This window comes from Streptomyces sp. NPDC020731 (assembly GCF_044334705.1).
Lineage (GTDB): Bacteria > Actinomycetota > Actinomycetes > Streptomycetales > Streptomycetaceae > Streptomyces.
Window position 1 is genome coordinate 121,435 of sequence record NZ_JBIRTN010000006.1, and the last position, 24,712, is coordinate 146,146.

Annotated in this window: 26 protein-coding genes; 13 read left to right on the forward strand and 13 right to left on the reverse strand. The window is 72.8% G+C overall.

The annotated features are described in order from the left end of the window. The first annotated feature begins 33 nt into the window (after window positions 1–33). Complete coding sequence (locus tag ACH4VX_RS11280) at window positions 34–531, forward strand: DUF2975 domain-containing protein (RefSeq protein WP_398367101.1); 498 nt, start codon at window positions 34–36, stop codon at window positions 529–531. Next, complete coding sequence (locus tag ACH4VX_RS11285; protein ID WP_398367102.1) at window positions 531–749, forward strand: helix-turn-helix domain-containing protein; 219 nt, start codon at window positions 531–533, stop codon at window positions 747–749. Before ACH4VX_RS11280 ends, ACH4VX_RS11285 begins: the two co-directional genes overlap by 1 nt. Window positions 750–753: 4 nt before the next feature. Here ACH4VX_RS11285 and ACH4VX_RS11290 read toward each other — a convergent pair whose 3' ends face one another. Then, window positions 754–1,563 (reverse strand): hypothetical protein, encoded by an 810-nt coding sequence (locus ACH4VX_RS11290; protein WP_398367103.1) that lies wholly within the window; start codon window positions 1,561–1,563, stop codon window positions 754–756. A gap of 13 nt (window positions 1,564–1,576) precedes the next feature. Continuing rightward, window positions 1,577–2,671: a LacI family DNA-binding transcriptional regulator gene (locus tag ACH4VX_RS11295; RefSeq protein ID WP_398367104.1), complete on the reverse strand. Its 1,095-nt coding sequence runs from the start codon at window positions 2,669–2,671 to the stop codon at window positions 1,577–1,579. Between the two features lie 197 nt (window positions 2,672–2,868). On the opposite strand from ACH4VX_RS11295, the gene ACH4VX_RS11300 reads away from it, so the two are divergent. The 3 genes from ACH4VX_RS11300 to ACH4VX_RS11310 all read left to right on the forward strand — a co-directional run bounded on the left by ACH4VX_RS11300 (window position 2,869) and on the right by ACH4VX_RS11310 (window position 5,519). Next, entirely contained in the window at window positions 2,869–3,822 is a 954-nt protein-coding gene (locus ACH4VX_RS11300) for an ROK family protein (RefSeq protein WP_398367105.1), read from the forward strand. 315 nt (window positions 3,823–4,137) lie between these two features. Then, the gene (locus ACH4VX_RS11305; RefSeq protein ID WP_398367106.1) at window positions 4,138–4,329 is read left to right on the forward strand and encodes a hypothetical protein; all 192 of its coding nucleotides are present in this window, start codon (window positions 4,138–4,140) and stop codon (window positions 4,327–4,329) included. 149 nt (window positions 4,330–4,478) lie between these two features. Next, window positions 4,479–5,519 (forward strand): NUDIX domain-containing protein, encoded by a 1,041-nt coding sequence (locus ACH4VX_RS11310; RefSeq protein ID WP_398367108.1) that lies wholly within the window; start codon window positions 4,479–4,481, stop codon window positions 5,517–5,519. A 250-nt stretch (window positions 5,520–5,769) separates the two neighbouring features. On the opposite strand, the gene ACH4VX_RS11315 is transcribed toward ACH4VX_RS11310, so the two are convergent. Then, the gene (locus ACH4VX_RS11315; RefSeq protein ID WP_398367109.1) at window positions 5,770–7,131 is read right to left on the reverse strand and encodes a dipeptidase; all 1,362 of its coding nucleotides are present in this window, start codon (window positions 7,129–7,131) and stop codon (window positions 5,770–5,772) included. A 194-nt stretch (window positions 7,132–7,325) separates the two neighbouring features. Between ACH4VX_RS11315 and ACH4VX_RS11320 the strand changes: the two genes are divergently transcribed. Then, window positions 7,326–8,558: a geranylgeranyl reductase family protein gene (locus ACH4VX_RS11320; protein ID WP_398367110.1), complete on the forward strand. Its 1,233-nt coding sequence runs from the start codon at window positions 7,326–7,328 to the stop codon at window positions 8,556–8,558. Here ACH4VX_RS11320 and ACH4VX_RS11325 read toward each other — a convergent pair. Then, window positions 8,548–9,003 carry a nitroreductase family deazaflavin-dependent oxidoreductase gene (locus ACH4VX_RS11325; RefSeq protein WP_398367112.1) on the reverse strand — a complete coding sequence of 152 codons (456 nt, stop codon included), beginning with the start codon at window positions 9,001–9,003 and terminating at the stop codon, window positions 8,548–8,550. The two genes, ACH4VX_RS11320 and ACH4VX_RS11325, sit on opposite strands and share 11 nt — an antisense overlap. A 177-nt stretch (window positions 9,004–9,180) precedes the next feature. On the opposite strand from ACH4VX_RS11325, the gene ACH4VX_RS11330 reads away from it, so the two are divergent. From ACH4VX_RS11330 to ACH4VX_RS11340, 3 genes are all read left to right on the forward strand, one after another. Beyond that, window positions 9,181–9,900, forward strand: coding sequence for a TetR/AcrR family transcriptional regulator (locus ACH4VX_RS11330; protein ID WP_398367113.1), 720 nt, complete (start codon window positions 9,181–9,183; stop codon window positions 9,898–9,900). A gap of 95 nt (window positions 9,901–9,995) precedes the next feature. Beyond that, a complete protein-coding gene (locus tag ACH4VX_RS11335; protein ID WP_398367115.1) occupies window positions 9,996–11,279 on the forward strand; it encodes a sensor histidine kinase in 1,284 nt (427 codons plus the stop codon). Further along, window positions 11,276–11,941 carry a response regulator gene (locus ACH4VX_RS11340; protein ID WP_398367116.1) on the forward strand — a complete coding sequence of 222 codons (666 nt, stop codon included), beginning with the start codon at window positions 11,276–11,278 and terminating at the stop codon, window positions 11,939–11,941. Before ACH4VX_RS11335 ends, ACH4VX_RS11340 begins: the two co-directional genes overlap by 4 nt. Here the strand turns inward: ACH4VX_RS11340 and ACH4VX_RS11345 are convergent. After that, on the reverse strand, window positions 11,902–12,186 hold the full coding sequence (locus ACH4VX_RS11345; RefSeq protein ID WP_398367117.1) for a DUF6332 family protein: 285 nt from the start codon (window positions 12,184–12,186) through the stop codon (window positions 11,902–11,904). The genes ACH4VX_RS11340 and ACH4VX_RS11345 overlap by 40 nt on opposite strands. Before the next feature lie 279 nt (window positions 12,187–12,465). Between ACH4VX_RS11345 and ACH4VX_RS11350 the strand changes: the two genes are divergently transcribed. Beyond that, window positions 12,466–12,861, forward strand: a complete 396-nt coding sequence (locus ACH4VX_RS11350) for a MarR family winged helix-turn-helix transcriptional regulator (RefSeq protein WP_398367118.1) — start codon at window positions 12,466–12,468, stop codon at window positions 12,859–12,861. A 19-nt stretch (window positions 12,862–12,880) separates the two neighbouring features. Here the strand turns inward: ACH4VX_RS11350 and ACH4VX_RS11355 are convergent, their stop codons facing one another. From ACH4VX_RS11355 to ACH4VX_RS11365, 3 genes are all read right to left on the reverse strand, one after another. After that, window positions 12,881–13,615: a maleylpyruvate isomerase family mycothiol-dependent enzyme gene (locus tag ACH4VX_RS11355; RefSeq protein ID WP_398367119.1), complete on the reverse strand. Its 735-nt coding sequence runs from the start codon at window positions 13,613–13,615 to the stop codon at window positions 12,881–12,883. Window positions 13,616–13,651: 36 nt separating this feature from the next. Next, window positions 13,652–14,542: an SDR family oxidoreductase gene (locus ACH4VX_RS11360; RefSeq protein ID WP_398367120.1), complete on the reverse strand. Its 891-nt coding sequence runs from the start codon at window positions 14,540–14,542 to the stop codon at window positions 13,652–13,654. 136 nt (window positions 14,543–14,678) lie between these two features. Next, complete coding sequence (locus ACH4VX_RS11365) at window positions 14,679–15,845, reverse strand: MFS transporter (protein WP_398367332.1); 1,167 nt, start codon at window positions 15,843–15,845, stop codon at window positions 14,679–14,681. A gap of 252 nt (window positions 15,846–16,097) precedes the next feature. Here ACH4VX_RS11365 and ACH4VX_RS11370 point away from each other — a divergent pair, with 252 nt between their 5' ends. Next, window positions 16,098–16,613, forward strand: coding sequence for a hypothetical protein (locus ACH4VX_RS11370; RefSeq protein WP_398367121.1), 516 nt, complete (start codon window positions 16,098–16,100; stop codon window positions 16,611–16,613). A 174-nt stretch (window positions 16,614–16,787) separates the two neighbouring features. Beyond that, window positions 16,788–17,429 (forward strand): class F sortase, encoded by a 642-nt coding sequence (locus tag ACH4VX_RS11375; protein ID WP_398367122.1) that lies wholly within the window; start codon window positions 16,788–16,790, stop codon window positions 17,427–17,429. A gap of 57 nt (window positions 17,430–17,486) precedes the next feature. Here ACH4VX_RS11375 and ACH4VX_RS11380 read toward each other — a convergent pair whose 3' ends face one another. The 5 genes from ACH4VX_RS11380 to ACH4VX_RS11400 all read right to left on the reverse strand — a co-directional run bounded on the left by ACH4VX_RS11380 (window position 17,487) and on the right by ACH4VX_RS11400 (window position 23,573). Continuing rightward, the gene (locus ACH4VX_RS11380; RefSeq protein WP_398367123.1) at window positions 17,487–19,124 is read right to left on the reverse strand and encodes a cellulase family glycosylhydrolase; all 1,638 of its coding nucleotides are present in this window, start codon (window positions 19,122–19,124) and stop codon (window positions 17,487–17,489) included. A 159-nt stretch (window positions 19,125–19,283) separates the two neighbouring features. Continuing rightward, window positions 19,284–20,384, reverse strand: a complete 1,101-nt coding sequence (locus tag ACH4VX_RS11385) for a GDSL-type esterase/lipase family protein (RefSeq protein WP_398367124.1) — start codon at window positions 20,382–20,384, stop codon at window positions 19,284–19,286. 174 nt (window positions 20,385–20,558) lie between these two features. Beyond that, a complete protein-coding gene (locus ACH4VX_RS11390) occupies window positions 20,559–22,052 on the reverse strand; it encodes a tripartite tricarboxylate transporter permease (RefSeq protein WP_398367125.1) in 1,494 nt (497 codons plus the stop codon). A gap of 1 nt (window position 22,053) precedes the next feature. Then, on the reverse strand, window positions 22,054–22,593 hold the full coding sequence (locus ACH4VX_RS11395; RefSeq protein ID WP_398367126.1) for a tripartite tricarboxylate transporter TctB family protein: 540 nt from the start codon (window positions 22,591–22,593) through the stop codon (window positions 22,054–22,056). Then, on the reverse strand, window positions 22,590–23,573 hold the full coding sequence (locus tag ACH4VX_RS11400) for a Bug family tripartite tricarboxylate transporter substrate binding protein (RefSeq protein ID WP_398367333.1): 984 nt from the start codon (window positions 23,571–23,573) through the stop codon (window positions 22,590–22,592). Before ACH4VX_RS11400 ends, ACH4VX_RS11395 begins: the two co-directional genes overlap by 4 nt. Window positions 23,574–23,883: 310 nt before the next feature. Between ACH4VX_RS11400 and ACH4VX_RS11405 the strand changes: the two genes are divergently transcribed. Beyond that, window positions 23,884–24,642: a response regulator gene (locus ACH4VX_RS11405; RefSeq protein WP_398367127.1), complete on the forward strand. Its 759-nt coding sequence runs from the start codon at window positions 23,884–23,886 to the stop codon at window positions 24,640–24,642. Window positions 24,643–24,712: the final 70 nt, after the last annotated feature.

Here is a 24,712-nt window from a genome sequence, read left to right on the forward strand (position 1 = left end):
GATTTCCGTCGTGGTTCGGTTCAAGGAGGGGCGATGGGACGACTGACCGTGCTCGCGCTGCGCGCCGTGATGGTGGCGCTGCTGGCGGGCTCCCTGGGGGTTCAGGCGGTGCTGGTGCCGCTGATGGCGAGCGACCTCGAAGGGCTGGACGCGGACCACTCGTATCTGCGCGTCCCGTTCCTCCTCGTCGTGGTCCTCGGCGTGGTGACGGCCCAGGTCGTCCTGGTCTGCGTCTGGCGGCTGGTGACGATGGTGCGGCGCGGGACCGTCTTCTCCCACGCAGCCTTCCGCCACGTGCACGTCGTCATCGGGGCGTTCGTCGCCGCGGCGCTGCTGGTGTTCGCGCTCGGAGCGCTCCTCGCGCCCGGCGAGGCCGTGGCCCCGGGCATCGTGGCACTGCTGGGCGGGGCCGGCCTGGCGATCCTGGGCATCGCGCTGGTCGTGCTCGTCCTGCGGATGCTGCTGGCGCAGGCCGTCGCGCGCGACGTCGAGGCGTCGCGGATGCAGGCCGAGCTGTCCGAGGTGATCTGATGCCGATCACCGTCGACATCGACGTGATGCTGGCCAGACGGAAGATGTCCGTGGGCGAACTCGCCGAACGCGTCGGGATCACGCCGGCCAATCTGGCGGTGCTCAAGAACGGCCGGGCCAAGGCGGTGCGCTTCACGACCCTCGCCGCGCTCTGCGAAGTGCTCGAGTGCCAGCCGGGCGACCTGCTGCGCTGGGAGCCCGAGGACACCCTGCCCTGACCGGTCACCCGTGCCCCGGCCCCGGAAGCGGCGCCGACGATGTCCCGGTACCGGGACGTCCGTACTGCTCGGACCCCGCGTACCGCTCCAGGCCGCAGGCCGTCACCAGCTTCTCCTCGGCGAACAGCCGGGTGCCCCGCGCGCACAGCCGGAGATCGGCGCGGGCCCGCGCGCAGAACTCCTCGGGGGAGTCGCCGAACAGCTCCCGCAACCCGGGTACGTTCACGAGCAGATCGGTGAGCAGCGCCCGCTGGCCCGGATGGGTGCGCGGGGCGCCGATGCCGTCGTGCAGCACACCATGGCGGTTCACGTACGCGTACGCGCCGGGGAGCGCGGAGCCGTCGGCGAGTTCGACGCGCACATCGGGCGCGGGCAGCCAGACGCGGTGGAAGTTGCCGTCCGGCCGCGGTGCGCCCTCGCTCGCGTCGATCACCGCGAGCTGCCGGGCGTCGAGCCAGATGACGAACAGCTCCCGTACCGTCCCGGGGGCGCGGACCGGCGAGTTGGACACATAGCCCATACGGCTGACGTGTGCCGAGACACCGATGTCGACGCCGGTCACCCGCGTCCGCACCATCGGCACCGGAGTGATGATCCCGGACTCGGCCATCTTGTGCCGCAGCTGACCGGGACAGGCGTTGGAACCGACCGCGAGCACGGGCACGCGGTCCTCGTACACCAGGCGGTCCAGCGGCAGCAGCCGGTTCCCGTTCAGCAGACCCGAGTCCGGCGGCCACGCGCCCGGGTACGACAGCGGGTGCTCGCGCGGCGCCTTCTCCAGCCCCAGCGCCCGCAGCGTGCGGTCCTCCTCCACCGGCGCCGCCCGCTCAGTCGGCCGGGGGCAGCTCGCCGGAACCGCGGGTGACCAGCCGGGTCGGGAGCTCGATGCGCTCCGGGGCGAGCAGGGTGCCGTCCAGCTGACGGAACAGCCGCTCGGCGGCGGTCCGGCCGAGGGCCGCCGCGTCCTGGGCGACGACCGTGACGCCGGGCTGGAGCAGATCGGCGAGTTCGATGTCGTCGAAGCCGACCAGGGCGACCCGGCGGGTGTGCCCGGCCAGTACCCGGATCACGGTGACCGTCACCCGGTTGTTGCCCGTGAAGATCGCGGTGACCGGGTCCGGTCCTGAGAGCATCTCCTCGGCCGCCCGGCGCACCCGCTCCGGGTCGGTGACGCCCAGCGACATCCAGGAGTCCGCCACCGTTATCCCCGCGTCCTCCATGGCGGTCCGGTAGCCGCGCAGCCGCTCGGCCGCGGTGTGGATGCGGGGCATGTCGCCGATGAAGCCGATCCGGCGGTGCCCGTGCGCGATCAGGTGACTCACGCCGTCGTGGGCGCCGCCGAAGTTGTCCGACACGACGACGTCCACGTCGATGTGCCCGGCCGGACGGTCCACGAAGACGGTGGCGACGCCCGCCTTGAGCTCCGGCTCCAGATAGCGGTGGTCGTCCCCGGCCGGGATCACCACAAGACCGTCCACCCGCCGGGCGCACAGCGCCAGCACCAGCTCCTGCTCGCGGTCGGCGTCCTCCGCGCTGGAGCCGTTGATCAGCAGGGCGCCGTGCGAGCGGGCCACCTCCTCGACCGCCCGGCTCAGCGGCCCGTAGAACGGGTCCGCGAGATCCTCCAGGACCAGACCGATGCTGGCGGTGCGGCCCTTGCGCAGCACGCGGGCGCTGTCGTTGCGTCGGAAGCCGAGCGCCTCGATCGCCTCCTGGACGCGACGCTCCGTCTCCGGCGTGACACCGGGCTCGCCGTTGACCACGCGGGAGACCGTCTTGAGTCCGACCCCGGCGCGCGCGGCCACGTCCTTCATCGTCGGACGGTTGCCGTAACGGGTCCCTGGGATGCGGTCGGTGCGGCGGGTCGTCTCCGGCACGGTGCGGTGTCCTGTCCTGTCGGCCACGGGGATGCGTAGGTCCATGGGGTTGTATGAGGATGTGGCGTCGAGCATAGAGCCTGGACAACGTTGTCAGACTCGGGGGACACTGTCCGACGCACACTCCGGCCCGTACCTCGCCGCACGACCGGGCCGTTGCCCGTGCTCCATGTGTTGCCTCGTGGTCGCACATGGTCGTTCTCGGCGATTTTCTGATGTTTCAACGGGGAGATCCGACACTGATGCACACCGACCTCGTGGCCGCGCTCGATATCGGCGGCACCAAGATCGCCGGCGCGCTGGTGGACTGCCAGGGCCGGATCCTGGTCCGCGCCCAGCGGCCGACGCCCGCGCAGGAGAACGGTGAGACCGTGATGCGGGCGGTCGAGGCGGTGCTCGGTGAGCTCACCGCGTCCCCGCTGTGGCAGCGCGCCGGCGCGGTGGGCATCGGCAGCGCCGGCCCCGTGGACGCCTCCGCCGGCACGGTGAGCCCGGTCAACGTGCCCGGCTGGCGCGACTACCCGCTCGTCGCCCGGGTCCGGGACGCGGCCGGGGGCCTGCCCGTGGAGCTGATCGGCGACGGGGTGGCGATCACGGCCGCCGAACACTGGCAGGGCGCCGCCCGCGGCCACGACAACGCGCTGTGCATGGTCGTCTCGACCGGGGTCGGCGGCGGTCTGGTGCTCGGCGGCCGGCTGCACCCCGGGCCCACCGGCAACGCCGGCCACATCGGCCACATCAGCGTGGACCTCGACGGCGACCTGTGCCCGTGCGGTTCGCGCGGCTGCGTGGAGCTCATCGCGAGCGGTCCCCACATCGCCCGCCGCGCCCTGGACAACGGCTGGCGTCCCGGCCCGGACGGCGACACCTCCGCCGCCGCGGTGGCCGCCGCCGCCCGGACCGGCGATCCGGTGGCCGTGGCGTCCTTCGAGCGGGCGGCCAGGGCGCTGGCCGCCGGGATCGCGGCCACCGCGACGCTCGTCGAGATCGACATCGCCGTGATCGGCGGGGGCGTGGGCAAGGCGGGCGAGGTCCTCTTCGCCCCCCTCCGCAAGGCCCTCACCGAGTACGCCACCCTGTCCTTCGTCCAGCGCCTCGTCGTGACCCCGGCCCGGATGGGCACGGACGCGGGCCTGGTGGGCGCGGCGGCGGCGGCGCTGGCGGGCAGGACGGACACGGCGGTGGCGGGGGTCTGAGGGCCGGGTCCGGGCTCGGGCGTCCGGGCCCCGGGAGCGTGTGTCTACGGCGTGCGGTCGGGGCGTGGGTGTCCGGGACCACTGGTCCAGGCCTCGGAGCGGTGGGCGGCGGGCGAGGCGCGGGGACCTTCCGGTCCGGGTGCGGGCGTCGTGACGTCCGGCCGTCGGCGCCGGCCGCAGGGCGCCTCCGGCCGGCCGCCGGCGACCGGGGGCTTCGCGGGGTGCGGCCTGTCGTGCGCGACGCCGTGACGGCCGCCGGGGCGGCCCCGGAAACACGTGCGTGACCCCCGGGCCGTTCCGGCAGTTGTGGCGGGTATGAAGAAGCGCAGCATGCTGGCCATCGCCTCCCTCGCCACCGGCTTCGTCGTCGCGGCCGTCACCCCGTCGCACGCGGTCGCCGACGGTGCCGCCCCGCTCGGCGCCGACGACGCCCTCAGCACCCTCGACCGGACCGTGGCCGAGGACAACACCCTGGATCTGGACGTCGACCGGGGCACCAAGGCCTGACGAGACCCCTCACGACGCGGCCGTACGGCGTCGGCCACCCCTGGGCCACAGGGGCGCCGGCGCCGTTCTCATGCGTTCTCAACCGGATCTGGTTTCCGTGGCAGGGTGGAGCGGGCAAGCCACAGGGGGCCAACAGAAGAGGGGGAAACGTGATCGTCTGGGTCAACGGCGCGTTCGGTGCGGGAAAGACCACCACCGCGCGCGAACTGATCGAGCTGATCCCGAACAGCACGCTCTTCGACCCCGAGGTCATCGGCGGAGCACTGGACCAGCTGCTTCCGCCCAAACGCCTCGCCGAGGTCGGCGACTTCCGGGACCTCCCGATCTGGCGACGACTCGTGATCGACACGGCGGCCGCGATGCTCGCCGAGCTCGGCGGGACCCTCGTGGTCCCCATGACCCTGCTGCGCCAGGAGTACCGCGACGAGATCTTCGGCGGGCTCGCCGCCCGCCGGATACCGGTCCGGCATGTCCTCCTCGCCCCGGCGGAAACGATCCTGCGGGAGCGCATAGCCGACCGTGAGGTCCCCGCGGACCTCCCCGACGGCGAGATACGCGTCCGGCAGTGGTCGTACGACCACATCGAGCCGTACAAGGCGGCCCTCGCCGCCTGGCTCACCGCCGACGCCTACCCGGTCGACAGCGGAACCCTCAGCCCGTACGAGACCGCCCTGCGGATCGCCGAGGCGGTCGGCAGCGGGGAGGTGCCGGCCTGCGACATCGTGCAGACGCCCGAGCCCACCGCCGAGACGGTCGCCGCCGGTGTGCTGCTCTTCGACGAGCAGGACCGGGTACTGCTCGTCGACCCGACCTACAAGCCGGGCTGGGAGTTCCCGGGCGGGGTCGTGGAACGCGGTGAGGCCCCCGCGCGTGCGGGCATGCGCGAGGTCGCCGAGGAGACCGGGATCCGCCTCGACGACGTACCGGCGCTCCTCGTCGTCGACTGGGAGCCGCCCGCGCCGCCCGGATTCGGCGGCCTGCGGCTGCTCTTCGACGGCGGCCGTCTCGACTCCGCGGATGCCGGACGCCTCCTGCTGCCCGGACCGGAACTGCGCGGCTGGCGCTTCGCCTCCGAGGCCGAGGCCGCCGATCTGCTGCCCCCGGTCCGCTACGAACGGCTGCGGCGGGCACTGCGGGCACGGGAACGCGGGAAGGCGATGTATCTGGAGGCCGGAGTGCCGGTCGGCTGAGCCGGACCGGCGGGCGCCGGCCGACGGCCCGCCGACGGCGGATGCTGCCGGCACATCCCTCGGACCACTTCCGGACGCAGGCCCTGAGGCCACGATGGGAGCGAATCTCCCGGCGACACGCCGCCGGCGGGCCGTTCTGCCGGGACATCCGCTCCGATCGGCGTCCTGCCGCGGGATTCGCCGACAGCATCACGGCGGGGCCACGCCCCCGGCCGCCGCTCCGCCACGGACGGAGCGGCGGCCGGGGCCGTCAGCTCGCGCCGGACGCGTAGTTGCGCAGGAACAGCGCCTCCGCGACCGACAGCCGCTCGAGTTCGTCGGGGGAGACGCTCTCGTTCACCGCGTGGATCTGCGCCTCCGGCTCGCTCAGTCCGATGAGCAGGATCTCCGCCTTCGGGTAGAGGGCGGCGAGGGTGTTGCACAGGGGGATCGAGCCGCCCTGACCCGCGTACTGCATCTCCTGGCCCGGGTACGCCACCGCCATCGCGTCGGCCATGGCCCGGTAGGCCGGGCTGGTGGTGTCCGCGCGGAACGCCTGTCCCTGGCCGATCTGTTCGGTGCTCACCCGCGCGCCCCACGGCGTGTGCGACTCCAGGTGCGCGCGGAGCAGCCCGGTCGCCTCGACCGCGTCGACGCCCGGCGGCACCCGCAGGCTGATCAGCGCGCGGGCGCTCGCCTGCACCGACGGCGTGGCGCCGACCACCGGCGGGCAGTCGATGCCGAGCACGGTGACCGCCGGGCGTGCCCAGATGCGGTCGGCGACCGTGCCGGAACCGATCAGCTCCGCACCGTCCAGCACCTTGGCGTCCTTGCGGAACTGCCCGTCGTCGTACTGCAGTCCGTCCCACACCTTGTCGCCGGCCAGCCCGTCGACGGTGGTGCTGCCGTCCTCGGCGCGCAGCGAGTCCAGTACGCGTACGAGCGCGGCCAGCGCGTCGGGCGCGGCCCCGCCGAACTGGCCGGAGTGCAGGTTGCCCTCCAGGGTGTCGATCCGCACCCGGACGAGCGTCATGCCGCGCAGGGTGGAGGTGACCGTCGGCAGGCCGGCGCGGAAGTTGCCCGCGTCGCCGATCACGACGGTGTCGGCCGTCAGCAGGTCGGGGTGGTTCTCGGCGTACCGCTCCAGGCCGCCGGTGCCCTGCTCCTCCGAACCCTCGACGATCACCTTGACGTGCACGGGAACGCCGCCGTTCGCCTTCAGCGCCCGCAGCGCCAGCAGGTGCATGATCACGCCGCCCTTGCAGTCGGCGGCCCCGCGCCCGTACCAGCGGCCGTCGCGCTCGGTCAGCTCGAAGGGCGGGGTGGTCCAGCCGGACTCGTCCAGCGGCGGCTGCACGTCGTAGTGCGCGTACAGCAGCACGGTCCTGGCGCCCTCCGGGCCCGGCAGGAAGCCGTACACCGACTGCGTGCCGTCCGGGGTGTCGAGCAGTGCCACGTCCGTAAAGCCCTCGGCGGTGAGCGCGTCGGCGATCCAGCGGGCGGCGCCCTCGCTCTCGACCCGCGGGAACTGGTCGAAGTCCGCCACCGACTTGAAGGCCACCAGCTCGGTGAGCTCCTCCTTCGCCCTGGGCATCAGCGAGGCGACGGTCGCGGCGACCGGATTCGACGACATGGGCACGCTCCTTGTGGGTGCGACGTTGTACTTCCGAGTACTTCTTTGTACGAGATGATCGTGCGGTGTGCGTGGGGACCCGTGTACGGGGCACTCACGCCGCCGATCCTCCCACAGCGAGCCTCGGTGACCGCCGCCGTAGGATGCGGGAGGACAGGAGCGGCAGGCGGCTGGATCGGGAGCAGTAGACCATCGTGAGCAGCGAGAACTCTTCGGCGGACGACGTACAGCAGGTGTGGGACGTCGTCGTGGTGGGCGCGGGACCCGCAGGGGCCTCGGCCGCCTACGCGGCGGCGGTCGCGGGACGGCGCGTGCTGTTGCTGGAGAAGGCGGAGCTGCCGCGCTACAAAACGTGCGGCGGCGGCATCATCGGCCCCTCCCGCGACTCGCTCCCTCCCGGCTTCGAACTTCCGTTCAAGGACCGGGTGCACGCGGTGACGTTCTCCCACAACGGCCGCTTCAGCCGCACCCGGCGTTCCCGCCAGATGATGTTCGGGCTGATCAACCGGCCCGAGTTCGACCAGCAACTCGTGGAGCACGCGCAGAAGGCGGGCGCCGAGCTGCGCACCGGCGTCGCCGTGCAGCGGGTGGAGCAGCACGGCTCGGCCGTACCGGACCGGCGCACGGTCGCCGTCGTCCTGCAGGGCGGCGAGACGGTGCTGGCGCGGGCCGTGGTCGGCGCGGACGGCAGCGCGGGCCGCATAGGGGCCCACGTCGGCGTCAAGCTGGACCAGGTCGACCTGGGCCTGGAGGCGGAGATCCCGGTGCCGGAGACGGTCGCCGAGGACTGGAAGGGGCGGGTGCTCATCGACTGGGGCCCGATGCCCGGCAGTTACGGCTGGGTCTTCCCCAAGGGCGACACGCTCACCGTCGGTGTGATCTCGCGGCGTGGTGAAGGCGCGGCGACCAAGCGGTACTTGGAGGACTTCATCGGGCGGCTCGGCCTCGCCGGCTTCGAACCGAGCATCTCCTCCGGCCACTTGACCCGCTGCCGCGCCGACGACTCGCCGCTGTCGCGCGGCCGGGTGCTGGTCTGCGGGGACGCGGCGGGGCTGCTGGAGCCGTGGACCCGCGAGGGCATCTCCTTCGCGCTGCGCTCGGGCCGGCTGGCGGGGGAGTGGGCGGTGCGGATCGCCGAGGCCCACGACGCCGTGGACACGCGCCGCCAGGCGCTGAACTACGCCTTCGCCGTCAAGGCGGGGCTCGGCGTGGAGATGAGCGTCGGCAAGCGGATGCTGGCCGCGTTCGAACGGCGTCCGGGGGTGTTCCACGCGGTCCTCACCGGCTTCCGCCCGGCCTGGAAGGCGTTCAAGGACATCACGCAGGGCTCGACGACGCTCGGTGAACTGGTCCGCACCCACCCGTTGGCCCATCGTGCGCTGATGGCGCTGGACCGGCGTCCCGCGGGTGACGAGGTCAGCTCCTGACCGTGATCCGGAAGACCGGGTGGTCGGCGGCGGCCGCGACGATCTCCTCGTCGGAGGACCGGGCGGTGATCCCCTGGAAGTACTGGTTCACCTCCCAGCCCCACTTCTCCAGGTAGGTCCGCAGGATCGGGAGCTTCTCCTCGTCGGGAAGCTCCACGGCGGTGAAGGCGCGGACCTTGCGTCCCACCCGCAGTTCCCCGCCGTCGGCGGCGCGCATGTTGCGTACCCACTGGGAGTGACCGCGTGCCGAGACCAGGTACTGCCCGCCGTCGTGGGTGTGCGGGTTGACCGGGATGCGCTGCATCCGTCCGCTCTTGCGGCCGCGGACGGACATCTCCGCGGTTCCCGCGAGGCTGACGCCGTGCCGGGCCAGCCAGCCGATGACGCTGTTGAGCCGGATGGCCATGGGGCTGCCCTTGCGGTAGTACGGCGCTGACGACGACATCGGTGACCCCCGGGGTCGGAGCAGTGACGAGAGTGATGCTCTCTTTTGTGAGCACTGCTCTCGCGGTGTGTCCTCAGTCTGCAGGACGCCGGGCGGCAAAGCAAGAGCACTGCTCTCGTTCGTGTGCACCGCTCCTGTTTGTGTGCACTGCTCTTGATTCATGGAACACTGAACGGCATGAGCAGCTCCGCACACGGCGTTCGCGCCCGGGCCAGGATCGAAGTCACCGCGGCCATCAAGGAAGAGGCGAGCAGACAGCTCGCGAAGGAGGGCGCCGCCAAGCTCTCGCTGCGGGCCGTCGCCCGCGAGCTCGGCATGGCCTCCTCCGCGCTGTACCGCTACTTCCCCAGCCGCGACGACCTGCTGACCGCCCTCATCATCGACGCCTACGACTCCCTCGGTGCGGCGGCCGAAGCGGCTCGGGACGCGGCCGCCGACGTCGGACCGGCGCCGCGCTGGACCGCCGTGTGCGAGGGCGTGCGCGGCTGGGCGCTCGGGCACCCGCACGAGTACGCGCTGATCTACGGCACGCCGGTGCCCGGCTACACCGCGCCCGACACGACCGTTCCGGCCGCCGCCCGCTCCGCCCTCGTCATCATCGGCATCCTCCGCGACGCGCACCAGGGCCTCGGTCTCGTCGAGCCCCCGCTGCCGGCCGGGCTGAGGCCCGAGGCCGTGCGCATGGCCGCCGACCTCGCCCCCGACCTGCCGCCCGAGGTGGTGGTGACGATGGTGGCCGCCTGGGCCCAGCTGTTCGGACTGATCGGGTTCGAGTTGTTCGGGCAGTTCAACCGGGTGGTGGAGGACCGTGACACGTTCTTCCGCCACGCGGTGGGGCAACTCGCGCACACCATGGGCCTGGTGCACCCGCAGCAGGGTCCCGTCGAGCCCTCGTAGGAGGCCGGGCGGACGGACGTACTCCGCCGGGAGTACGTGTGATCACCACGCCGGGCCGACGTCGCACCGGGCGTCCGGCGTCTAGCGTGACGGACATGGACGAGCAGCGCGGACCCGGCGGCGGACCGCCGGGGCGGTGGCGCCCCGGTCGGCCGCCCCGGTACGGCCCGCCCGGCTGGAGCCGCCCGGCCCACGAGGGCGACGGGGCCGGCGGAGCCGCCGGCGACGACGGCGAGAACCGGCGCCCCCGGTGGCCCTGGCGTTCCACCGTGCTGCTCACGGCGTTCGTGCTGGCCGGCTCCGACTTCGCCGAGCACGCCCAGGAGGGCGAGCGGATCGCCCTGGACCCCTTCGGGCGGATCCTGCTGTTCCTGTCGGGCGCGATCCTGCTGTGGCGCAAGGACCACCCCGTGCCCGTCGTGTTCGGCACCGTGGCCGCCGTCCTGCTCTATGCCGGGGCCGGGTACCCGTACGGGCCGGTGTTCCTCACCGTCGCCGTCGCCTGCCTCAGTGCCGTCGTCTCGGGGCACCGGCATGCCGCCTGGGCGGCGATGACGGCCCTCTGGGCGGGGCACGTACTGATCGCCCACGTCCTGTACCGATGGCTGCCGCCCTCCGGTGACCAGGCACCCTCCTGGAACCAGGAGATCGTGATCGCCACCTGGGTGGTGGCGCTCGTGGCGGTCTCGGAACTGGCCCGGGCCCGCCGGGAGCAGTGGGCGCGGGAGCGGGCCGAGCGGGCCCGGGCGGCGCGGCGGCGCGCGGACGAGGAGCGGCTGCGGATCGCCCGCGAACTGCACGACGTCCTCGCGCACAGCATCTCCGTCATCAATGTGCAGGCGGGCGTCGGTCTCGCCCTGCTGGACAGCGATCCGGAGCAGGCGCGCAGCGCGCTCACCACCATCAAGGACAAGAGCAAGGAGGCGCTCGGAGAGGTGCGTCAGGTGCTCGACACGCTGCGCGCGCCGGGCGCCGCGCCGCGCGCCCCGGCGCCCGGCCTGGACCGGCTGCCCGAACTGGTGGAACAGGCCGCGAGCGCGGGCCTCACCGTGACGGTCGAGGGGGAGCCACCGCACCTGCCGCCCGGCGCGGACCTGGCCGCCTTCCGCATCCTCCAGGAGGCTCTGACCAACGTGGTACGGCACTCGGGCTCGCGCGAGGCGCGGGTGCGGATCGAACGGGGCGAGGGCCGGCTGCGGCTGCGCGTCGACGACGACGGGCCCGCCACCGGCGCGGACGCGGGCGGCAGCGGGAACGGGCTCGCCGGGATGCGGGAGCGGGCCGCCGCGCTGGATGGCACCATCGAGGCGGGCCCGCGCCCCGGTGGCGGGTTCCGGGTGCTCGCCGTACTGCCGATCGAGACCGAGGAGGACCGGTGATCCGCGTACTGCTCGCCGACGACCAGGCACTGGTCCGGGCGGGATTCCGCGCGCTGCTGGACGCTCAGCCGGACATCGAGGTGACCGGGGAGGCGTCCGACGGGGAGGAGGCGGTGCGGCTGATCCGCGAACTGCGGCCCGACATCGTGCTCATGGACATCCGAATGCCCGCGCTCGACGGTCTCGCCGCGACCCGCCGGGTCACCGGGGACGCGGAGCTGGGGGACGTGAAGGTGGTCATGCTCACCACCTTCGAGCTGGACGAGTACGTCTTCGAGGCGATCCGCTCGGGAGCCTCGGGCTTCCTGGTCAAGGACACCGAGCCGGAGGAACTGCTGCGCGCGGTGCGGGCGGTGGTCGACGGGGACGCGTTGCTCTCGCCCGGGGTGACCCGCCGGCTGATCGCGGAGTTCGCGGCCCGTTCCAAGGAACCTGCCGCCGCCGACGCCCTGTCCGGGCTCACCGAGCGGGAGCGGGAGGTCATGGCCCTGGTCGGCATCGGACTGTCCAACGAGGAGATCGCACGCCGTCTGGTCGTCAGCCCGCTCACCGCCAAGACCCATGTCAGCCGCACCATGGTGAAGCTGGGCGCCCGCGACCGGGCCCAACTGGTGGTACTGGCCTATGAGTCGGGGTTGGTGCGGCCCGGCTGGCTGGGCTGATCCGCCCGCCGGAACCGGACCAGCACGGCCACCGTGCGGACGGCGAACAGTACCGCCGCGAGCAGCGGTCCGGTGTGGCGCAGCACTGTCTCGAAGATGCCCGGCAGTTCGAAGAGCAGCGCCGGCCCCGCCACGGCCCCGAGGACGACCACCGCCGCGAACGCCGCGCTGCACAGCGCGTACCCGATCTCGACGGTGACCGCGTCCCGCTCGGCCTGACTCCGCCGCCCCCCGTACCCCGTCACGCTCGCCCCCCGAAGCCGGTCACTCGAGGAGTGAAACAGGTGTGTGCCCCGGCGGGCAAGGAACCCGGCCGTGGCGCACCCGCTGGAGCCGGTCTCCCGGTCGCGGGCGCCGGCGCGTTCCGCCTCCGGGCGGTGGACCCGGCCACGACCACGGACCGGCCGCCGGTGCGGCGGCTGCCGCGCGGCCCCGTGAGCGTGACGAGCAGGCCGGTGAGGGCGCCGACGGCCACCACGACCGGCCCCGGGCGGCAGTTGTCGAGGACCTGCTACGGTGCGCCCATGGCGGCGAAGCAGGCCGAACAGGCGCTCGTGGAACGGTGGCGGGAGGTGCTCGCGCTGCATGCGCGCACCCAGTGCGAGATCGACCGGGCCCTGCATGAACACGGCCTGTGCGCCAGCGACTTCGAGGTCCTCGACATTCTCGCGCAGGGTTCCGGATCGGGTGGCTGCTCCTACCGCGTCCAGGAGATCTGCGAGCACGTCCATCTGAGCCAGAGCGCGTTGTCCCGGCTGGTCGCCCGGCTGGAGAAGGAGGGCCTCGCCGAGCGCGGGACGTGCCCGGAGGACCGGCGGGGGGTGCGGGTGTCGCTCACGGCGAAGGGGCGCGCGCTGCACGGCGAGGTACTGCCCGTACAGCGCGCGGTGCTGGCCCGGATGCTCTCGGACGCCGGGTGACCGGGCCGGCGAAGGGTGCTCAGCCCACCGCGGACGTCTCCCGCCAGAACGCGGCGAGCTCCGGATCGCCCGACACCGCCGGCACCGGCGCCCGGTTCCACAGTGCGAGGTACAACTGCTCGGCGGACCCGGACAGTTCGCACTCCGCGTCCCCGGCCGCGTCCCGTGTGGTCACCGGCGGCTCCTGGGACAGCCGTACGGTCCACACCGCGTCCGCGTCGGTCACGCGTACCCGCAGGACCCGGGGCGCCCGGGTGCGCACCCGGCTACTGGGCCGCGCGTGGAACCCGCGCAGCAGTTCGTCGACGCCGTCCACGGCGAAATCCGTGGCTATCGGCGACGGCGTGCCGTCGTGTGCGGACTCGGCGTCGAACCGGTGGACGGTCGTCTCGTGCGCCTGCCGGCGGGCCCAGAACGCGAGGGCGGAGGGCGGTCCGGGCAGAAAGGTGAAGCACTCCACGTCGGGCGCCGCGCCGGCCAGGGTGTCCACCAGGCGGCGGTGACCGTCGCGGTACCAGGCCACGAGCCCGGGGCCGTCCAGTCCGGGGTGTTCTCCCATCGGGCGCGGCGCGGTGTGCCCGTCCGCGACGAAGGCCGCGGCCCACCGGTGCACCACGCCGGTGTGCCGGACCAGGTCCCGCGTACGCCACCCCGGGCAGGTCGGGACGGTGGCGTCCGCTCCCGCCCGCTCCGCGGCGTCGGCCAGCAACTGGCCCTCTTTCTCCAGTGTTTCCAGGAAGCAGGCAATGTCCATGAGCGGGAGTCTGCCGTACGGACGCCTGTCCGGGCCCTACGGGAGCGGGGTTCCGCCCGTCGCGTTGACGATCTCCGCGGTGATGTACGACGCCTCCTGCGAGGCGAGGAAGACATACGCCGGGGCCATCTCGGCCGGCTGGGCCGGACGCCCGATGGGCGCCTGCTTGCCGAACTCCGCGGTGTCCGGCAGGGTCGCCGGGATCAGCGGCGTCCACACCGGTCCCGGTGCCACGGCGTTGACCCGGATGCCCCGCTCGATCAGCATCTGCGCCAGCCCCTGGGTGAAGGTGACGATGGCGCCCTTCGTGGTCGCGTAGTCCAGCAGGTGCGGGCTGGGTTTGTAGGCCTGCACGGAGGCCGAGTTGATGATGTTCGCACCCTCCCGCATGTGCGGCACGGCCAGTTTGCACAGCCAGAACATGCCGTACAGGTTGGTCCGCATCACGCGGTCGAACTGTTCGGTGGAGATCGCCTCGATGCCGTCGGGCTGCGACATCTGGTACGCCGCGTTGTTCACCAGGATGTCGATCCGGCCGAACTCCGACACCGCGCGGTCGATCAGCGCCCGGCAGTTCTCCTCCTCCCGGATGTCGCACGCGACGGGCACGGCCCGCCGGCCGGCCTCCTCCACCCACCGCGCGGTCTCGGCGGCGTCGTCCTTCTCGCTGTCCAGGTGCGTGAAGAGCACGTCGGCCCCCTCGCGGGCGAACGCCAGGGCGACCGCCCGGCCGATCCCCGAGTCCCCGCCCGTGATCACGGCCTTGCGGTCCGCCAGCCGGCCGCTGCCCCGGTAGGAGTCCTCCCCGTGGTCCGGCGGCGGATCCATGGGACCGGTCCAGCCGGGGTGCGGCTGGTCCTGGGACGGGAAGTCGGGGGTCGGGTGCTGCTCGACGGGATTCTGCTGCTCGGTCACGGTCTCTCCCATGTCCGTGGAGGGGCGGTCGTGCGGTCGGCGTCCGCCGGCGAAAGGACCGGCGGGCGTCGACACCCGGGTACCCCGGCACCGCGGGTTCGATCCGGCCCGCCCCACCGTCACCCGGACGGCCGGGGGCCGCACGGAGTCAGTCCGCGTGCACGTGGCGGGTCGCGAAGCCGATGACGGTGGCCACCGCCGCCAGTACCGCCACGCTGGTCAGCGCGGCCGGGAGGCTGAACCAGTCCGCCATGAAGCCGATCGCGGGCGGGCCGAGGAGCATGCCGCCGTAGCCCAGGGTGGAGGCGGTGGCGACCCCGCCGGGGCCCGCGAGCGCGCCCGCCCGCTCGACGGCCACGGGGAACAGGTTGGCGAGCCCGAGGCCGGTGACCGCGTACCCGAGCAGGGCCGCCCACAGGGACGGCGCGAGCGCGCCGAGCAGCATGCCGGCCGCCGCGGTGGAACCGCCCGCGAGGACGGTACGGGTCCGGCCCAGCCGTTCCAGCAGCGTCGTTCCGGAGAGCCGCCCGACCGTCATGGCCAGCGCGAAACAGGAGTACCCGACGGCCGCGGCACCCGGCGAGGCGCCGAGGTCCTCCTCCAGATGGAGCGCGCCCCAGTCGGCCAGCGCCCCTTCGCCGTACGCGGTGCACAACGCGATGAGCCCGAAGACGATCACCAGCGCGCGGGTGCGGCGGTCCGGCCGTCGCGGGGCGCCGGCCTGCTCGGCGCGTCCCCCGTCCGCCGGGGTCAGCGGCTCGCACCGCATCAGCGCCCGCCCCGCGACGGCCGTCACGAGCAGCCCCACGGCGGCGAGCCCCCACAGATGCCGGGTCGGCGACAGCGAACCGGCGACCAGCGCGCCCAGCCCCGCGCCGATCATGCCGCCCAGGCTGAACGCGGCGTGGAAGCTGGGCATGATCGGCCGTCCCAGCGCGGCCACCAGATCGACGGCGGCACTGTTGAAGGCGACGTTGATCCCGCCGTACGCCGCGCCGAACAGCAGCAGTACGGCGCCGAGCGCGAGGGCGGAACGGGTCAGCGGGGGCAGCCCGACGCTGAGGCAGAGCAGGACCGCGCAGACGACGGTGACCGGATGGCTGCCGTACCGGCGGCACAGGTGGCCGGTGAGCGTCATGGTGATCACGGCCCCGGCGGAGACGCCGAGCAGGGCCAGGCCGAGGGTGCTCGCGGAGGCGCCGGTCTGTTCCTTGATGGCGGGGATGCGCACCACCCAGCCGGCGAAGACGAAGCCGTCGAGGGCGAAGAAGGCGGTCAGGGCGAGACGGAGGCGGACGAGGTCGGTACCCGGCACCACGCTGTGCGAACGGGTTTTGTTTATCAACGGCACAAAGTCAGGCTAGGCGGCGCCGCGGCCCGGGGCAAGGGAGGCCGGAAGGGAGACGGACGCGGCCGGTGTGCCGCCGGAGGGGTGGGACGTTAACCCGTGTGAACGTCCCGGATGGTGGGACCGGGCGTCATGGCTGAGCGTGGATCACGCCGGAGAGCGGGACATCCGTGCTGACGAGGAGTCAGCTGCCCGGCCTCCTGTGGAAGGACTCTCAAAATGCGCTCTGCCCGCATGGTGCTCGCCACCGCGACGGCCACGGCGGCCCTCGCCCTCGCCGCGCCCGCAGCCTACGCCGACCACTCGGGCGAAGGGGGACACGACAAGTCTTCCTACAGCAAGGAGTACGACAAGGAGAGCAAGCACGACAAGGAGAGCGAGCACGGCAAGGAGAGCGAGCACGGCAAGGAGAGCGAGCACGGCAAGCCGCACGGCGGCGTGCACACGGGCGGCGGGGCCCTGACCGCCGCGGGCGAGGAGGACTGGGGCACCGCCAAGGACCCGAAGTACGACCCCGAGACGTACAAGGAGAAGGACGACTCGGGGAGCGAGGAGTCCTACAGCGGCAAGCAGGACAAGGAGTGGGACAAGGAGAAGCCGCGCGGTGGAATGCACACCGGCGGCGGCGGACTCGCCGAGCCCGGTGTCACCGCGGGTGGCCTGGCCGCACTGGCGGTCCTCGGCACCGGCGCCTACGCGCTGCGCCGTAAGAAGGTCGCAGGGAGCGTGGCCTGAGCCATGCCCGGCGCCATAACGGGGCCGTCGTACGTGCCTCGCGCGTCATGACGGCCCCGCTCGCTCGTCCGTGTGCCGTGTCCGAATGAGGTGGTCCCCCCGATGCCGGCCAGTCCCCCTTCCCCCCTCGAAACCGATCAGACGTCGCCGACGCGACGGAGGCTGCGCGCCGTCATGACGGCGGTCTTCTGGAGCGGAGCCGGCCTGCTGCTGGCCACGACGCTGATGGGCGGCGGGGAGGACCCTCCCGACGACGCCCACGGGCCGCGCGCGGCGTCCGCGGTCTCCGCCGCGCCGTCCGACCCCGCCGCGAGCGCCCCGGCCGCCGGCGAGCCCGCCATCCGTGAACCGGCGACCAGGCATCTGCCGCGGTCCGAACCGACCCGGCTGCTCATCCCCACCATCGACGTCGACGCCCCCTTCACCGACCTCGCCATCGGCAGCAAGGGCCGGCTCGAGCCGCCGCCGCCCCACAACACGAACCTGGTCGGCTGGTACGCCAAGGGAGTCTCCCCGGGCGAACGCGGTGCGGCGATCATCGCCGGGCACGTGGACACGGCGACGTCCCCGGCCGTGTTCGCACGGCTCGGCGAACTCGAGAAGGGCGACCGCTTCCGGGTGCTGCGCGCCGACGGCAGCAAGGCGACGTTCGTGGTGGACGAGGCGGAGTCCTTCGAGAAGGACGACTTCCCCGACGAACGCGTGTACGCCGACACCCCCGACGCCCAGGTGCGGCTCATCACCTGCGCCGGGGACTACGACCATGCCGCCAAGGACTACACCGAGAACCTGGTGGTCTTCGCCCACCTCGTCTGAGCCGGCCGGGACGGCCGGCTGCCCGGAAGGGGGAGGCGCCTTCCGGGCAGCGGCCCGTCAGGCCACGGAGCAGTCCGCGCCGTTGAGGCTGAACGCCGTGGGGCTGGGGTTCGCACCGGTCCGCGAGGCCGTGAAGCCGAGACCGACCGAGCCGGACGCGGGGATCGACGCGGTGTACGAGGCGGAGGTGACGCTGACCTCGGAACCGCTCTGCGTCGGCGTACCGCCCCACATGTTGGTGATGCGCTGGTCGGCGGGGAAGTCCCAGGTCAGCGTCCAGCCGTTCACCGCCGAGCCGCCCGTGTTGCGGACGGTGACCTCGCCCTGGAACCCGCCGGGCCACTCGCTCGTCACCCGGTAGCCGATCTCACAGGCCCCCGTCGTGCCGCCGGAGGACGTGGTGACGGCCACCGTGGCGGAGCGCTGCGAGCGGTTGCCGGCGGCGTCCCGGGCGTAGACGGCGAAGGTGTAGGCGGTGTCCGGGGTGAGTCCGGTGACGGTGGCGGAGGTGCCGGCCGTCGTGGTGACGACGCTCTCCGCACCGCCGCTGATCCGCACGACGTCGTAGCCCGTGACCCCGTTCGCGTCGGTGGCGGCGCCCCAGGTGAGGGTCGCGGACGAGGCGGTAACCGCCGAGGTGCTCGGGGTGCCGGGAGTGGTCGGGGCCGTGGTGTCGCCGCCGGAGCCGGACCCGTAGACCGCGGCCTCCTTCGACGTGGCGGCGATGCCGTTGGCGCCGTTGAAGAGGCGCTCACCCCAGCTGGTCAGCTGGTCGGGGTCGAAGCTCGTGACCATGTCGAGGTACTCGACACCGCCGCCGTTGCCGCTCCAGGACCAGCCGAGGTAGCCGAGGCCGAGCTGCCGGGTGACGGCCAGGATGGTGTCCTCGTCGGGGTCGCCGTCGGAGTGGTTGTGTCCGAACTCGCCCACCACGATGGGGAGTTTCGCCGAGACGAAGCGGCCCAGATAGTCGCTGATCTCGGCGGCGGTGTCGAAGACGCCGTACATGTGGATGGAGAACACGGTGTTGGCGTCCGGGTCGGCGGCGAAGACCGAGGCGGCGTTGTCGCGCATGGTGAACGCCCAGTCCTGGCCCCAGTTGGGGGCGTCGACCATGAGCGTGTGGTCGAACCCGGCGTCGCGCAGCTTCTGGATCGCGGCCTTGGTGTCGGCCGTCCAGGCCGTGTAGCCGGTGTTGCCGTACGGCTCGTTGCCGATGTTGACGATGACGTGGTCCTCCTGGCCGGCCAGGGCGCTCTGGACGCTGATCCAGTAGTCGGCGGCGCGGGAGAGGGTGACCGCTCCGCTCTGCTCGCCGTAGCCGGTGGTGTCGTGCACCTCCAGGACGCAGATCAGCCGGTTCTGCTTGCACTGCGCGACGACGTTCGCCACGTCGGCCGCGTCGTTGCGGGTCCAGCGGTCACCGCTGGAGAGGACGACGCGCACGGTGTTGGCGCCCTTGGCCTTGATGTGCCCCAGCGAGCTGATCCGGTCGGCGTACCAGGTGTGCGCGTGGTTGACACCGCGCATCACGAAGTCGTTCCCGGACGCTTCGAGGAGCCGGCCGTTCTCGACGCGGAAGCCGGTGGGCGCCGCGTGCGCCGGAGTGGTGAAGGCGAGGAACGGGAGCAGGAGTCCCAGGAGGGCGGCGAGAAGGCCGACGGCTCGTGGGGAGGCGGGCGTACGGGGTCTCATGGTGGCTCCAGTGGGTGCGGGTGGCTGGTCCGTGCCGGGCGTCGGTTCGTGGAGTGCGTGAGGAGCGAGGGTGCGTCGGGTCCGTGCCGTACGTGACGGGGTGACCTCGCCGATTGGGCGTCGTGCGGCAGGGAGGCGTGCGGCGGGGTGTGCCGCGCGTCAGGACGTGGCCGTGCAGTCGACGGTCGCCGTCGGGGCGGAGGAGGTCGCCGCAGCGGTGGCGATGAGGCCGAAGGCGGCGCTCGCATCGGGGGCGAGGGTCCCGTTCCAGCTCGCGTTGGTGACGGTGGCCGTGCCGTCGGCGGCCGTGCCGAGGGTGCCGTTCCAGACCTGGCCGACCCGGGCGCCGTCGGCCGGTACGACCGTCACCCGCCAGCCCGTGACGGGGGCGGCGGAGGTGTTGCGTACCGTCACCTCGGCCTGGTAGCCGCCCTGCCAGGTGGAGACCGCCCGGAAGGACGCGGTGCAGGTGGCGTCGCCGGGCTCACCCGGGTCGTCGGGATCGTCCGGGTCGCCGGGGACGCCCGCCTCCAGGAACGCGGCCAGGGCCGGGAACCAGCGCGCGGCGATCTTCTCGTTGCCGGCGTCGTTCGGGTGGACGCCGTCGTAGGTGTCGGTGGCCGTGTCGAAGCCCGTCCACTGGTCGACCACGGTCACCGGGGAGCGGTCGGTGCCCGTCGCCGCGGCCCACGCGGGGATCCGGGCGTTGAAGTCGACCACGCGCTGGGCGCACGCGGCACAGGTACCGGGGTTCATGGGGATGATCTGTGCGACGAGGACCCGCATGTCCGGGTTGGACTCCCGCATCTGCCCCACGAGCTCGGTGTAGGCGGCGAGGATGCGGTCGGGGGAGACACCGCTCCAGACGTCGTTCGTGCCGAAGTGCATGACAACGATGTCCGGCAGCGTCGCCGCCAGTCGTGCGGGAAGCAGGTTCTGGTCCGCCACGTTGGTGACCAGTTCGCCGCCGTGTCCTTCGTTGTCCCCGTCGTGCGCCGCGCCGCAACCCTGTGCGGGCAGCGTGCCGACGAAGTCGATGTCCGTGTGCCCGGCGTCCAGCAACCGGTTCCACAGCAGGGCCCGCCAGCAGCCCGGTGACCCGGTGATGGAGTCGCCCAGCGGCATGACGCGCACCGGGCCGGCCGCCGCAGGCGAGGCCGCCGCGCTCGGCGCGACGGTCGGTCCGAGGGGGAGGAGCAGGGCGGCCAGCAGGCCGAGGAGCGGAAGCGTGCGTAAGCGCAGGAGGCGGGTGTCGCGCATGGTTTCCCCTTCCCTTGAATGAGGTGGGAGCGCTCCCATGTCGGACATCAACCCACTGTTGTCATTGACGCGTCAAGGGGCCGGACGTGATTGCGGTCCCGGCGCCGCGGTGTCCGTACGCCGCCGGGACGCGGCCTCGTGTGCCGCGCCCCGACCGGCGAATCCCGCGTTCGATCAGGTCCCGGCGCCCTTCCGGGGCAGCGCCTTGCGCACCAGCGGCCAGGCCAGCAGCAGCACGACGACCGCGTAAACAATCACCGAGAACGGCGTATCGACCAGACCCGTGACGCTGCCGTCGCTGATCTGCAGGGCGCGGCGCAGCTGCTGTTCGGCGGCCGGGCCGAGGATGACGCCGATGACGGCGGGCAGCACCGGCAGTCCGTACCGCCGCATGCCGAAGCCGATCAGACCGATGATCAGCAGGATCACCAGGTCGATCACCTCGCCGCCGACCGCGTACGCGCCCACCGCCGCGAAGAACATGATCCCGGCGTAGAGGTACGGCCGCGGGATGCGCAGCAGCTTCGCCCACACCGGGGCCAGCGGCAGGTTGAGGGCGAGCAGCAGCACCATGCCGACGAACAGCGAGGCGATCAGGCCCCACACCAGGTCCGGTTCGCGTTCGAAGAGCAGCGGGCCCGGCTGGATGCCGTACTGCTGGAACGCGGCCAGCATCACCGCCGCGACCGCCGTGGTCGGCAGGCCCAGGGTCAGCATGGACACCAGCGTGCCCGCCGCCGAGGCCGACGCCGCCGACTCCGGTCCCGCGACACCCTCGATGGCGCCCTTGCCCCACTCGTCCTTGTGCTTCGAGAGCCGCTTCTCCGTGACGTACGACAGGAAGGTCGGGATCTCCGCGCCGCCCGCCGGGATCGCGCCGAAGGGGAAGCCGATGAACGGGCCGCGCGCCCAGGACTTCCAGGTGCGCCGCACATCGGCGCGGCCCAGCCACGGCCGGCCCACCGGAATGGGGTCCGGCGGCCGGCGCCGCAGATGCGCCGCGACCCACAGCGCCTCACCGATGGCGAACAGGCCCACCGCGACGATCACCACGTCGACGCCGTCGGCGAGTTGCAGCGAACCGAATGTCAGCCGCTGCTGGCCGGTCATCTGGTCCAGGCCCACCAGACCGATCGTCAGACCGATCAGCAGCGAGGCCAGGCCCCGGATCCGGGACGAACCCAGCACCGACGTCACGGCGATGAACGCCAGCACCATGATGGCGAAGTAGTCCGGGGCGCCGATGTCCACCGCCAGGTCCGCGACCGTCGGCGCGAGCACCACCAGCAGGATCGTGCCCACCATGCCGCCCGCGAAGTGCCCGATGGCGGCGGCCGCGAGGGCCTGTGCGCCGCGTCCCGACTTGGCCATGGGGTTGCCCTCCATGGCCGCGACCACGGCGGCGCTCTCACCGGGTGTGTTCAGCAGGATCGAGGTCGTCGAACCGCCGAACATCGCGCCGTAGTAGATGCCCGCGAACATGATGAACGCGCCGGTCGGCTCGAGTCCGTACGTCACCGGCAGCAGCAGCGCCACCGCCATCGCCGGGCCGATGCCGGGCAGCACCCCGATCGCCGTGCCGAGCAGCACGCCCACGGCGGCCCAGAGCAGGTTGAGCGGGGTGAGGGCCGTACCGAAGCCGTCCATGAGGGAGTTGAGGGCGTTCACGTCACAGCACTCCCATCAGCGGACCGCCGGGCAGCGGCACTCCGAGCAGGTTGTCGAACACGGCGTAGGTGACGAAGGAGACCACCGCCGCGATCAGCGGATCGCGGTCGGGTCTGCGGCTGCCGAGCGCGAAGGCCGCACCCCAGAAGAGCAGCGCGCCCGCGACGGGGAAGCCGAGCGGCTCGATGAGGACGGCGGCGCCGAGGAACACCCCGGTCAGCAGCGACACGGTGCGCCAGTCGGCGGGTTCGGACAGGTCGACGTCCTCGCCGGTCTCCGCCTGGCCCCGGCCGCCGCGGAGGACGTCCACCGCGAGCAGGGCGGCGACGACGAGCAGACCGACGCCGACTGCGATCGGCACGGTCCTCGGGCCGACGGGCCCGCGCTGGGCGATGTCGACGTCCATGGTGAGGGCGTCGGTCAGGACGAGCACGCCGAGGGCCAGGAGCAGGGCGCAGACGCCGAGTTCGGAGTGGTCGCGGAGCCAGGAGCGCCGTTCGGCGGCGGGCGGTGGGGTCGTGTCGGTGGTCGGTGTCGTCACAGTCCGAGCTCCTTCAGCACCGAGACCACGCGCTTGTCCTCGGCGTCCAGGAACGCGCCGAACCTCTCGCCGGTCAGGAAGGCGTCGTCCCACCCGTTGCGCTTCATCGACTTCCGCCACTCGTCCGAGTCGTGCAGCTCCCGCACCAGGCGTACGAGCTTGCCGCGCTCGGCGTCGGTGAGGCCGGGCGGGGCGACGATGCCGCGCCAGTTGGTGAAACTCACGTCGTAGCCCGCCTCCTTGAGCGTGGGCGAGTCGAGGCCGGCGACCCGCTCCGGGCCGGTGACCGCGAGCAGGCGCAGCTCACCGGACTTGATCTGGTCGAGGTACTCACCGACACCGGAGACGCCGAAGGCGACCTTGTTGCCGAGGATCGAGGCGAGCAGTTCGCCGCCGCCGTCGAAGGGGATGTAGTTGACCTGCTTCGGCGGGATCCCGGCGGCCCGCGCCATCAGCATCGGCGCGAGATGGTCGGGCCCGCCGGGGGAGGACCCGCCACCCACCGGGAGCTTGCCGGGGTTCTCCTTCCAGGCGCCGATCAGATCGTCGATCGTCCTGTACGGGGAGTCCTTGGCGACCACGACGACGTCCTGCTCCTCGGTGAGCCGGGCGATCGGGGTGGTGTCCGCGAGGGTCTTCGGCGCGTCGTTGGAGCGGACGGCGCCGACCACGCCCAGGCCCATCGACATGGCGAGCTTGCCGTTGCCGTGCTCGCTCACCAGCCGGCTCAGGCCCACGGTGCCGCCGGCGCCGGGCAGGTTGAACACCTCGATGGTGTGGGTGAGTCCGGCGTCCTCGGCGTTCTTCGCGGCCGTACGGGCCGTGATGTCGTAGCCGCCGCCGGGCGAGTTGGGAACCATGAAGCGCAGGCCCGGGATCTGCGTGCCGGTCTCGGTGCCGCTGCCGGTCGTGAGCAGCGGGGGGCCCACGAGCAGGAGCACGGCGGCCCCGAGCAGGGCGAGGGGTGTGCGCAGGCGCACGAGTGCCACCACCTGTCGGTCGGTCGTCTGGGATCACGCCAGGCCCTGTGGGGGGAGGGTGACGCGGGCCACATGGTGCCCGCGCGCCGTCGGGCTGTCGCGCTTGCGGAACCAATGGAGGTTGTGGTCATTGCGTCAGCGCGGGTGCGCCAGTGGTGCACGTCTCTTTCCCCGGCCGCAGGTGAGGGCCATGATGGGCGGTTCCGGCGCCCGCGTGGGACGCTGCGTCGCGCACCCGGCCGGAGGCGAACGGTCCGCCCGCACGACCGCCGGCCACCTCACCGACGCGGTGGCGGAAGGAGCAGAACCGATGATCAGCACGCGCGGCGAGCAGCCCACGTCCGCGACCGCCGACGCGATCGACGTGCTCGTGGTCGACGACGACTTCCGGGTGGCCCGGGTGCACCGCGCCTACGTCGAGCGCCTCGACGTGTTCCGGGTCGTCGGTGTCGCCGGGACCGGTGAGCAGGCGATCGCCGCCGTGGACGAACTCCGTCCTGATCTGGTGCTGCTCGATCTGTATCTGCCCGATCTCTTCGGTCTCGATGTCATTCCCCGGCTGCGTACCGCCGGGCACGACTGCGATGTGATGGTCATCAGCGCCGCCCGGGAGGCGGACGCGGTGCGCGGCGCGGTCCGGCACGGGGTCGTCGACTATCTGCTCAAGCCGTTCGACTTCGAGGACCTGCGGGGGCGCCTGGAGCGTTACGCCGGCCGACGCGGCCGGCTGCTCGACACGGTGGTCCGCGGTCAGGCGGACGTCGACCGGGTACTGGCCGGGGTGGCGGGGCCGGTGTCCCCGGCGCTGCCCAAGGGCATGAGCGCGGAGACCGCCGGGCTGGTCGAGCGCACCCTGCGCGAGACCGACGGCACCCTGTCGGCCACCGAGTGCGCGGCTCTGACCGGGGTCTCGCGGGTCAGCGCCCGCCGGTATCTGGAGCACTTCCACACCGTGGGCACCGTGGAGGTGTCGCTGCGGTACGGGGCGGCGGGGCGGCCCGAGCGGCGGTACCGGTTCCTGGGGCGGGGCGGGGGGCTGCGGTCGGGGGGCGGCGGGGTGCGGGCGTAGGGGTCGCGGCCGGGGTGCGGGCGCAGGAGTTTCGGCTCGGGTGATCTCGAATTACGGGGCACGGGGTTGT